General features: G+C 61.3%; 10 protein-coding genes and 3 tRNA genes. 3 read left to right on the top strand and 10 right to left on the bottom strand.

Going from position 1 to position 10,562, the window contains the following annotated elements:
* Positions 1 to 104: 104 nt before the first annotated feature.
* The 3 genes from RUW20_RS18125 to RUW20_RS18115 form a co-directional block, all read right to left on the bottom strand.
* Positions 105 to 179 (bottom strand) — tRNA-Thr (locus tag RUW20_RS18125).
* Positions 180 to 218: 39 nt separating this feature from the next.
* Positions 219 to 292 (bottom strand) — tRNA-Gly (locus RUW20_RS18120).
* 51 nt (positions 293 to 343) lie between these two features.
* Positions 344 to 428 (bottom strand) — tRNA-Tyr (locus RUW20_RS18115).
* Between the two features lie 184 nt (positions 429 to 612).
* On the opposite strand from RUW20_RS18115, the gene RUW20_RS18110 reads away from it, so the two are divergent.
* The 3 genes from RUW20_RS18110 to RUW20_RS18100 all read left to right on the top strand — a co-directional run bounded on the left by RUW20_RS18110 (position 613) and on the right by RUW20_RS18100 (position 3,613).
* Entirely contained in the window at positions 613 to 2,049 is a 1,437-nt protein-coding gene (locus RUW20_RS18110) for an FAD-linked oxidase C-terminal domain-containing protein (RefSeq protein WP_313953622.1), read from the top strand.
* Between the two features lie 188 nt (positions 2,050 to 2,237).
* Positions 2,238 to 3,029, top strand: a complete 792-nt coding sequence (locus tag RUW20_RS18105; protein WP_313953621.1) for a class I SAM-dependent methyltransferase — start codon at positions 2,238 to 2,240, stop codon at positions 3,027 to 3,029.
* Between the two features lie 125 nt (positions 3,030 to 3,154).
* Positions 3,155 to 3,613 (top strand): PhaM family polyhydroxyalkanoate granule multifunctional regulatory protein, encoded by a 459-nt coding sequence (locus RUW20_RS18100; protein WP_313953620.1) that lies wholly within the window; start codon positions 3,155 to 3,157, stop codon positions 3,611 to 3,613.
* A gap of 114 nt (positions 3,614 to 3,727) precedes the next feature.
* Here the strand turns inward: RUW20_RS18100 and RUW20_RS18095 are convergent, their stop codons facing one another.
* The 7 genes from RUW20_RS18095 to RUW20_RS18065 all read right to left on the bottom strand — a co-directional run.
* On the bottom strand, positions 3,728 to 4,894 hold the full coding sequence (locus RUW20_RS18095; protein ID WP_313953619.1) for a CaiB/BaiF CoA-transferase family protein: 1,167 nt from the start codon (positions 4,892 to 4,894) through the stop codon (positions 3,728 to 3,730).
* Positions 4,894 to 5,373 (bottom strand): hypothetical protein, encoded by a 480-nt coding sequence (locus RUW20_RS18090; RefSeq protein WP_313953618.1) that lies wholly within the window; start codon positions 5,371 to 5,373, stop codon positions 4,894 to 4,896. Before RUW20_RS18090 ends, RUW20_RS18095 begins: the two co-directional genes overlap by 1 nt.
* A 17-nt stretch (positions 5,374 to 5,390) precedes the next feature.
* On the bottom strand, positions 5,391 to 6,623 hold the full coding sequence (locus RUW20_RS18085) for a phenylacetate--CoA ligase family protein (protein ID WP_313953617.1): 1,233 nt from the start codon (positions 6,621 to 6,623) through the stop codon (positions 5,391 to 5,393).
* Positions 6,624 to 6,713: 90 nt separating this feature from the next.
* A complete protein-coding gene (locus RUW20_RS18080; protein ID WP_313953616.1) occupies positions 6,714 to 7,526 on the bottom strand; it encodes an ABC transporter ATP-binding protein in 813 nt (270 codons plus the stop codon).
* Between the two features lie 80 nt (positions 7,527 to 7,606).
* Positions 7,607 to 8,944 carry an ABC transporter substrate-binding protein gene (locus RUW20_RS18075; protein ID WP_313953615.1) on the bottom strand — a complete coding sequence of 446 codons (1,338 nt, stop codon included), beginning with the start codon at positions 8,942 to 8,944 and terminating at the stop codon, positions 7,607 to 7,609.
* An 85-nt stretch (positions 8,945 to 9,029) separates the two neighbouring features.
* The gene (locus RUW20_RS18070; protein WP_313953614.1) at positions 9,030 to 10,106 is read right to left on the bottom strand and encodes a branched-chain amino acid ABC transporter permease; all 1,077 of its coding nucleotides are present in this window, start codon (positions 10,104 to 10,106) and stop codon (positions 9,030 to 9,032) included.
* Between the two features lie 15 nt (positions 10,107 to 10,121).
* The coding region (locus tag RUW20_RS18065; protein WP_313953613.1) for a branched-chain amino acid ABC transporter permease at positions 10,122 to 10,562 on the bottom strand (441 nt) is incomplete at its 5' end.

Here is a 10,562-nt window from a genome sequence, read left to right as displayed (position 1 = left end):
AATCGTCCCCACATTCACGTGCGGCTTGGTACGTTCAAATTTTCCCTTGGCCATTACCGGTACCTCAAGACGTTAGAAGTTAATGAATCTGCAGCATCAAACGGTGGTGCCCATGGACAGAATTGAACTGTCGACCTCTCCCTTACCAAGGGAGTGCTCTACCGCTGAGCTACATGGGCGTCGTGCTAGATGCCTGAAGCAATTCTGCGACCGCAACGTGGAGCGGGTGAAGGGAATCGAACCCTCGTCATAAGCTTGGAAGGCTTCAGCTCTACCATTGAGCTACACCCGCAAAACCATTACCCGAAGCACGAACAATCAACATCACCAATGGCGGCGTTTTTGGTGGAGGGAGAAGGATTCGAACCTTCGAAGGCAGAGCCGTCAGATTTACAGTCTGATCCCGTTGGCCACTTGGGTATCCCTCCAGCTCAGAACCCATAATTCTGACGTTCAATCAAGACACTGTCAAATGCTTTTTCAAGCAGCCAAGGAGTATACAGGAGAAAAGCAGCCGTCGCTCGCCTCTTTTCGGCACTTTGATAGAGTGGACGGCGTAGAATCGAATGGCTTCGTCTTTCCTGGTCATAGCGCAAGGAGCCTCCAGAAGCCATGAGCATCTCCTATCCCAGCCACCGACCACTGTCGGACGATGTCACGACCACCCTCAAGCGCCGCTTTGGTTGCCGCTTCTCGCAAGGCGAGTCGATCCGCCTGCAGCACGGGCGAGACGAATCAGTTCATGAACCAGCACCGCCCGACGGCGTCTTCTTTGCCCAAACGACGGCCGAAGTTGCCGAGATTGCCGGCCTTTGTCATCTTCATCGAATTCCGATGATTGCCTATGGCGTTGGTAGCTCCGTCGAAGGACACGTCCTTGCAACTCACGGCGGCATCAGCATCGATCTCTCCGGGATGAACAGGATCGTCGCCGTACACGCCGAGGATCTCGATGCCACTGTCGAGGCCGGCGTCACGCGCCTGCAACTGAATTCGGCACTCAAGGGCAGTGGGCTGTTCTTCCCGATCGACCCCGGCGCCGACGCCTCGCTCGGCGGCATGGCGGCAACGCGTGCCTCGGGAACCAATGCCGTTCGCTACGGCACCATGCGCGACAATGTACTCGGCATGACCGTCGTCCTGGCCGATGGCCGCACCATCAGAACCGGTGGCCGAGCGCGCAAGTCATCTGCCGGCTATGATCTGACGCGCCTGCTGATCGGCTCGGAAGGCACCCTCGGTATCGTCACCGAGTTGACCGTCAAACTGCATCCAATCCCCGACGCCATCTCGGCGGCGGTCTGCGCCTTCCCCGACATCAAGGCGGCGGTCAATACTGTCATCCAGACCATCCAACTGGGCGTACCGGTGGCCCGTATCGAGTTGCTCGATGCACTGACCCTCTCGGCAGTCAATCGCCACAGCCACACGGCACTGGAGGAATTACCGACGCTGTTCTTCGAGTTCCACGGAAGCGCGGCATCGGTCAAAGAACAGGCGCAAATGGTGCAGGAAATCGCCGCCAGTTTCGGCGGCCGGGATTTCGACTGGGCGACCCATGGCGAGGATCGCTCACGCCTGTGGCAGGCCCGCCACGACGCCTATTTTGCCTGCCTGCAGCTCAAACCCGGGTGCCGCGCCTTTCCGACCGATGTCTGCGTACCCATCTCGCGCCTGGCCGAGTGCATCCAGGCTACCAACGAAGATATCGCACAGGTGTCGATCCCGATCGCCCTGTTTGGTCATGTCGGCGACGGCAATTTTCACCTCGTGGTGCTGGTTGACCCCGCCAGCCAGCAGGATATGCAGGACGCTGAATGGATAAACGAACGCGTCATCGAACGGGCGCTGGCGATGTCGGGGACCTGCACCGGCGAGCACGGTATCGGCATCGGCAAGACCCGCTTCATGGTTCGAGAACATGGCGCGGAAGCGATCGCCGTGATGCGCGCCATCAAGTCGGCGCTGGACCCGCACAACCTGCTCAATCCAGGCAAGGTTCTGCCGCCAGAAGACGCTGCTCAACTCCCCAGCGACAGCGCAGCTTAGGCTTGCGGCGACGGCCAGCCACACGGGATCGCACCAAGAACGGGCAGGCGGCAACAGCTTGCTCGCTACGAGGCCGGCGCCACGGCGGAGGTGGTAGGCCGGCCATTGGTCGCCCCGAGCAAGGTCTGATCAAGCAAAGAACGGACACAGGCCATACAATCCGGAGCTCAGTCTTCCGGAGCAGCCGATTGTCTTCGCAGCAACCCGACCCCACTGATGCCTCGCCACCCCTGCTCGGCCCGCAGCTTCGGCAACTGGCCCTGCAAATGGCTGCGGTCCTCGCCGTGCTGTCACTTGCCTGGCCTTACTACGGCATCCGCAACGAAGAACTGCCCTGGCCGCAGACCGCTTTCGCCATCGGTGGTGTCGCCCTGTTTTTCGCCAGGCTCACCCGCCAGGCGTGGTGGTGGTGGCTGATCCACGCGCTCTTTGCGCCGCTGGCCTGGGCCGCTTCGACGATGGCCATCGACCCGGGCTGGTACCTGCTCCTGTTCATCGTCCTGCTGCTTGTCTATCGCGGCGCCCTCGGCGGTCAGATACCCTTGTACCTCTCCAATCGCCCGACCGCAGCTGCCCTCGCCGCGATCACCGCCGACCTGAGCAAAATGCGCTTTCTCGACCTTGGCGCGGGGTTGGCCAGCGTCCTGAGCCCGCTGGCCGTGCAGCGACCAGAAGCCCACTTCACAGGAGTGGAAAACGCACCGCTTACCTGGCTCGTTGGCCGCCTGCGTACCGCCCGACGGACCAATTGCGACTGGCGCTGGGGCGATCTCTGGCGCGCCGACCTGGGCGGCTACGACGTTGTCTATGCCTTTCTTTCGCCGGCCCCGATGGCCGCCTTGTGGACCAAGGTCCAGTACGAAATGCGGCCGGGAACCCTGTTCATCAGCAACAGCTTCCCGGTGCCCGCCATCGCAGCCGAGCAGGTGATCGAAGTCGACGACGCGCGACAAACCCGGCTCTACTGTTACCGACTGTGAAGCCAGCGACATCGGCCCGCCAGCGGCAAGGTGTCGCTAACCACTTCTATTTGGCGACGCTCGCTCCGCCAGAGACGGCAATACTTTGCTAAGATGATCGATTCCACCACGACCGGAGCACGAACATGTCCAGTAACGATTCGATCAACGATCCCATGAGCTTCGCCAAGAAGATGTGGGGAAACATGGGCTTTTCCTCCTCCTTGCCAGGCATGGTGACACCCACTTTCGACGCGGACGAAATCGACAAGAAGGTGAAAGATCTCAAAGCGGTCGAGAGCTGGCTGAAGATGAACCTGTCAATGCTGCAGATGACCATCCAGGGCCTCGAAATGCAATCCGTGACGCTCAACGCCGTACGCGCGATGGGCCAGATGACCAGCAATTTCACCCCCGGCGCTGCCGGTGCCGATGAGGGTCAGGCCCTGGTTCCCGGTGCTGCAGGCGGTAGTGAGGGACTCAAGCAGGCGGCAATGTGGCCGTGGACGATGATGCAGCAGATGCAGGAACAGATGAAGCAGGCGGTAGCCGCCCAGCAGAGCGACAAGCCGGCAGACGCAGAGAAACCCAAACAAAAGCCGTAGGCAGGGTCGCTCGCTACGGCCAGCCTGGCGAAAAAGCCAGCCGGCAGCCATGCGCTGTCGGCCGCTTGAGGCACAACTCCCTCGCCGAAATCGGATCGGTTGCAGCGCGCCGCTTCAAATGATCGACGCCTCCCGCAGACAGTGAATCTCGCTCGCGGAAAACCCCGCCTCGCGCAGCACCTCCTCGCTGTGCTCGCCGCATTCCGGTGCGACGCGCTCAACGGCAAAGACCCAGCCGGACAGTTTCACCGGCGGCGCGTATTGCGTCACCCCGTCAGAGCGCACGGTCATTCCGCGTGCAACAAACTGCGGATGCTCGAGGGCCTGCGCCACATCGAGCACCGGCGTCACGCAGCAGTCCACGCCAGCAAAGAAGTCGGCCCAATACGCCTGATCGCGGCCGGCAAACAAGTGCTCCAATTCCCGCGCCAATGCCGTCGCGGTTGCACCGCGACTGCCGTGCAGCACCTTCCAGTCAGGCCGTCCGAGGGCATCACAAAAGACCTCCCAGAATTTCTTCTCGAGCGGCGCAACGGCCATGTAGCGACCGTCGGCGGTGGCGTAGACCCGGTAGCCCGGGTCACCCCCACTGAGCAGATCGGTACCGCGTAGCGGCACGACAGCTGAGCTCTGCAGGGCGAACAAAGGGAAAAGATTGTGCGCCAGAACGGCCTCGCTCATCGCCACGTCAACCAGCCGACCCTGGCCGCTGCGGCGGGCGTCGAACAGGGCCGCGAGTATGCCCATCACGGCACTCATCGCGCCGCCCAGCAAATCGCCGATCTGCAGATTGGGAATCGCCGGCGGGCCACCGTCTACGCCAATCTGATCGAGCACGCCGGCAAGACCGATGTAGTTGAGATCGTGCCCTGCCACAGTCGCCAATGGCCCGCTCTGACCGTAGCCGGTAATCGCACAATAGACGATCTGCGGATTGAGCGCACGCAGAGCCTGATAGCCGATGCCAAGCCTGTCACTCACTCCCGGCCGAAAGCTTTCGACAACGATGTCGGCGCCACACGCCAGGCGTAGAAACGCCGCCAGCCCCTGCGAGTGCTTCAGGTCAAGGCGCAAGCCGCGCTTGTTACGATTGACGCTGCGATAGAACGCGCTGACCCCTGCCGGACCATCGCCGAGAAAACGCGCGTAGTCACCGGCGCCATGATCCTCGATCTTGATCACGTCGGCGCCCAGATCGGCCAGATGCAGGGTCGCAACCGGACCGGGCAACAGGCGAGTCAGGTCGAGAACGCGAACCCCGGTCAAGGGCCCCCCGCGCATCAATTCGCCTCACAACGCTCGAGCCACGCCGCATCCATGTCGATCACCTCTCCCTTTTTCAGCGCCTGATCAAGAAACCGCCCACGAAAAAGCCATCCCGTCGTGCCATGCTGATGCGACCAGGGCGTTTCCCAATCGCTGACCGTCACCTGCACACGCGTTACCTCCACATCCTTCGGAACAGTCCCTGAGTCATGCTCGAGGCATGGCATGGCCGCCGCCAGCACAGCCCAATCGGCGGGCGTATGGGCAGACGCCTGCTTGCCGAGGCGTGGACAGAGACCCAGCTTCCGCCGTTCACGGGCGATGCCCGCAATCGAGCCCTTCAACCAGTAGGTCGGCATCCTCAGCACCAAGCCCGCGCCGCCTTCGCGAAAAATCACGCAGTCACCAATCTGCGGCCCCGAAACTGCGGCGGACGATGTTGCTGGCAGCTCCTCGGCAGCGAGAAGCGAAGCACCGAACAGCCAAGCGGCCATCGCAAGCAGAGCGTGCCTCACTGGTACTTACGGATGTCTTCGATTACCTTGCCGTCGTTGGCCAAGGTGCCTGCGGCATGGAAGGCTACCTCGCCACGCAGCTTGGTAATGTCCCGAATACTGGACACCACGGCAGCCTGAAGTTCATCGGAGGGCCTCCTGACTTCACAGTGCAGGGTCATCCGATCCTGGTCGCCGGGGTTGTCTACCACCAGGCGAGCGCGGCCGATTTCCGCATGTCGAGCGACGATGCCGGCCACCTGCGAGGGGTGAACGAACATCCCCTTGATTTTGGTGGTTTGATCGGCGCGACCCAGCCAGCCCTTGATACGGACGTTGGTCCGGCCGCAGGGGCTGATACCGGACAGCACCGCCGAGAGGTCGCCGGTGGCGAAACGGATCAGCGGGTAATCCGCATTGAAGCTGGTGACCACCACTTCCCCGACTTCGCCATCGGGGACAGGATCACCCGTTCCCGGACGGACGATCTCGAGCAGCACATCCTCCTCGACAACCAACCCCTCCTCGCTCGGCGTTTCATAAGCAATTACGCCGAGATCGGCAGTGGCATAGGCCTGACGAACGACCACACCCCGGTCATTGAGCAGCTTGCGCAGCGTCGCCGGCAGCGCCTCTCCGGAAACAACGGCCTTGGTGAGTGAACTGACGTCGGCGCCGATCTCGTCCGCTTTTTCAAGGATGATGCGCAGGAAGGACGGCGTGCCGACATAGGCTGCCGGCTTCAGATCGGCGATCGCCTGCACCTGCATGTCGGTCTGTCCGACGCCGGCGGGAAAAACCGGACAGCCCAGCTTGTGCGCCGCGCCTTCAAGCATGAAGCCGGCCGGCGTGAAGTGGTAAGAGAAGGCGTTGTGTACCAGATCGCCGGCGCGGAAGCCGGCGGCAAACAGGACGCGGGCAAAGCGCCACCAGTCCTGCCCACGACCCTCGGGGTCGTAGATCGGGCCAGGCGAGGCAAAGACCCGCGACAACCCTGCCAGCGGCGTCGCTGCCAGGCCTCCGAAAGGCGGCGCCGCCCGCTGCAGTTCCATCAGATCACTCTTGCGTGTCAGCGGCAAAGACGCCAGACCAGCGCGCGACTTGATCTCATTGGCGACGAAGCCAGCAAAGCGATCGCGGTAGTAGGGAGATTTCCGTGTGGCGTGCACCACCTGCTGCGGCAGGCGTGCCATTAACCAGGCTTCGCGTTCTTGCGGCGAACGCGTCTCCAGCGAGTCGTAAAAGGTCATCGGATTGTCACTCACACCGTAGGAAAGTTCGCGCCAGACAGCGAAGACACTCCGTCAGTGCGAGAGGAGAGATAGCGTGCCGCTACCGGTTCACGAAAGCCAGCGCTTGCGACGACGATAATGCTTCGCGTCTCGGAAGCTCTTGCGCCCCGAGGACGATAACCCGAGGTAGAACTCCTTGACGTCCTCGTTCGACGCCAGATCCTTGGCGGCACCCTCCATCACCACCCGGCCATTCTCGAGGATGTAACCGAAGTCTGCGTAGCGCAACGCCATGTTGGTGTTCTGTTCGGCCAGCAGGAAGGTGACGCCCTCCTTCTGGTTCAGATCCTTGACGATACCGAACACCTCGTCGACGATCTGCGGCGCCAGTCCCATCGAAGGCTCGTCGAGAAGGACCATCCGTGGATTGGCCATCAGCGCACGACCGACGGCGCACATCTGCTGTTCACCGCCGGAGGTGTAGGCGGCTTGACTGGTGCGGCGTGTCTTCAGCCGCGGAAAATACGAATAGACTTTTTCCAGCGTCTCGTTGATCGCCGCCTTCCCGTCCTTGCGTGTATACGACCCCGCCAGCAGATTTTCTTCGATGCTCAGATGGCCGAAACAGTGCCGCCCCTCCATTACCTGAATCACCCCGCGTTTGACCAGGTCTGCCGGCGTCAGCGCCTCGATGCGCTCGTCGCGCAATTCGATGGTGCCTTTGGTCACTTCGCCTCGCTCGCCGTGCAGCAGGTTGCTGACCGCGCGCAGGGTCGTTGTCTTGCCGGCACCGTTGCCACCGAGGAGAGCGACGACCCCCCCTTCCGGAACGCTGAAGGAAACGCCCTTGAGAACCAGGATCACGTGGTTGTAGATGACCTCGATGCTATTGACTCGGAGAAGGATGTTGGCTGTGCTCATGGCGTCTCTTCGCTAATCGGGCCGCCCTCCTGCAAGCAGGAGGGCTGACAAAGGACTCGCCGAGGCGAGCCCACCGGAACCTACATCTTGCACTCTTCGGGTGTGCGCGGCTTGAGCTTCTTGTCTTCCGCATACTTGCCCGAAGCGAGCATGACCATCGGACGTAGCGTCTTGTCGTCGGCCTGGAACCAGTCGGGAGCGGTTTCCCATTTCTTGCCATTCCAGGTCCGAATCTGCACCCACGCCGAGCCCATGTGATCAAGGCACGAGGTCTGCACCGGACGCATGATGCCGGCGAAGCCCATCGCATCGAGCGTCGCCTGATCGAGGTTAAGGTTCTCGAGGCCCCAGCGCACCTGCTCGCCCGTCATCACCTTGCCTTTGCCGTAGCGCTCCTGTGCCTTGCGGACACCTTCGACGCCGAGCATCGCCGAGATCAACCCGCGCATGTAGAGAATGGATCCGACCTCGTCTTTCGGCCCGGTGCCATCACCCTTGGCGTGCACGGCTGCCAGGAGGTCCTTGACGATCTTGGAATTGGAATCGGCAGCATCCTGCAGGGTCATCGCGCTATAGCCCTTGGCACCTTCGCCAACGTCCTTGACATCGGGATCGGCTCCCGACCACCAAACGCCCAACATCTTGTCGCGCGGATAGCCAGTAGCCTGGGCCTCACGCAGCGAAGTCGAGTTCATCACGCCCCAACCCCAGAGCAGGACGTAGTCCGGCCGGCTCTGACGGATCTGCAGCCAGGTCGCTTTCTGCTCGACACCGGGGTGAGCCACTGGCAGGAGTTGCACCTCGAAACCGTGTTTCTTGGCCAGCTCCTCGAGGACCGCGATAGGCTCCTTGCCGTATGGGCTGTCGTGGTAGACCAGTGCGATTTTCTTGCCTTTCAGCTTGTCGACACCGCCCATTTGTTTGGCGATGTACTGGATGGCGACGTCAGCGCCGACCCAGTAGGTTCCGAGCAAGGGGAAATTCCAGGTAAAGACGGCGCCGTTGGACGACTCGCTGCGCCCGTAACCCGAAGTAATCAGCGGGATTTTGTCCTTCGGCGCCTTTTCGGTCAGGGCGAAGGTGATGCCGGTCGACAGCGGCTGGAATACCGTTGCGCCGCCGTGCTTGCCCTTCAGTCGCTCGTAGCACTCAACCCCGCGGTCGGTTGCATAACCTGTTTCACACTCCTCGAAAACGATCTTGACGCCGTTGATACCACCCTTGGTGTTCACCAGCTTGAGGTAGTCAAGATAGCCATTGGCCCAGGGCGTACCGTTCGGTGCATAGGCGCCAGTGCGGTACACCAGAGCCGGAAAAAACTGCTCCTTTGCCGCGGCAGCGACAGCTGGCGCTGTGGCCAGCGACGACAGAACGACAGCGCTTAGCGAAGCAGTCAATGCGAGCTTGCGTAAGTTCATTAGTGTCTCCTCTTATTGAAATGGTGGTACTGCTGCAACTGCGATAGAACACCCCAACAACCGTGAAACAAGCCAAAGACGTGGCTCAGTGCGGGAACGGCCAGAGCCGCAGTTTCTCCTTGCCGGTGGACCACAGACGGGCAATGCCGTGCGGTTCCTTGATCAGGAAGAAAATGATCAATCCGCCGAAGATGATCAACTCGGCGTGCGAAACGCCGGCGGTCGAGATCTCGATGCCGGTCAGGTCACTGATTATTGGCAGCAGTTGATTCAGGGCGATGGGCAGGATGACGATGAAGGCGGCGCCAAAGAAGCTGCCCATGATCGAACCGAGGCCACCGATGATCACCATGAACAGCAACTGGAACGAACGATCGACCGAAAATGCCGCCGGCTCCCACGACGCGAGGTGAACGAAGCCCCACAACGCACCGGCGGTGCCAATGAAGAAGGAACTCACCGCAAACGCGGAGAGCTTGGCAAACAGCGGCCGAATGCCGATCACCTCGGCGGCGACGTCCATATCGCGAATGGCCATCCACTGCCGACCAATGGCACTGCGCGTCATGTTTTTTGCCAGCAGTGCAAAAACCGTCAGGAACGCCAGGCAAAACAGGTATTTGCTCACCGGATTGTTGATCTGCCAGCCCATCACCTGCAGGTTGGAAACCGAAACCGAACCGGACGAGGAATTGTCGGTAAACCAGGGAATGCGAAGAAACACCCAGTCGGTGAAGAACTGCGCCGCGAGCGTAGCCACCGCCAGGTACAAGCCTCTCACTCGCAAGCTTGGTATACCGAAAAATATGCCGACGACAGCCGTCGTTAACCCGCCCAGCAGCAGGGAAACGAGCAGCGGCATGCCCTCGATGCGAACGTGAAAGTTGAACGCCGCATACGCCCCGACCGCCATGAAGGCCCCCGCCCCGAGCGTGATCTGCCCGCAATAGCCGACCAGGATATTGACCCCGAGGGCAGCCAACGACAGGATCAGGAAGGGAATCAAGATCGCCCGGAAGAGGTACTCGTCCACCAGCAAAGGGACAGCGACGAAAGCGAGTATCAGAATGCCGACAATCGCCCAGCGGTCCTGCGCAATCGGGAAGATCTGCTGATCGGCGGCGTAAGAAGTCTTGAACTGACCGTTTTCTCTATATAGCACTTGCCTGCTCCCCGATTACACGCGGTCGATGATCTTCTCGCCGAACAGCCCTTGCGGCCTGAACAGGAGGAAAACCAAAGCCAGTTGGTAGGCAAACCAGATCTCGATGCCACCGCCAATCATTGGCCCAAGGTAGACCTCGGAAACCTTCTCGCCGACACCGATGATCAAGCCACCGATGATCGCTCCGGGAACCGAAGTCAGCCCGCCGAGAATGACTACCGGCAGTGCCCGCAGCGCCACCGTCGACAACGAGAACTGGACGCCGAGCTTGGAACCCCAGATTACCCCCGCCACCAGGGCGACCAGGCCGGCAACGCACCAGACGATCACCCAGATGCGATTCAGCGGAATGCCGATCGACTGCGCCGCCTGATGATCGTCGGCGACCGCCCGTAGCGCGCGCCCGGTGGTGGTCTTCTGGAAGAAGAGCGTCAACAGGCCGACCAGCACCGC

Origin of the sequence: Accumulibacter sp. (assembly GCF_032229525.1) — a bacterium.
GTDB lineage: Bacteria > Pseudomonadota > Gammaproteobacteria > Burkholderiales > Rhodocyclaceae > Accumulibacter.
Note: the sequence above shows the minus strand (reverse complement) of the source record. Positions and strands in the feature narration are given on the sequence as shown.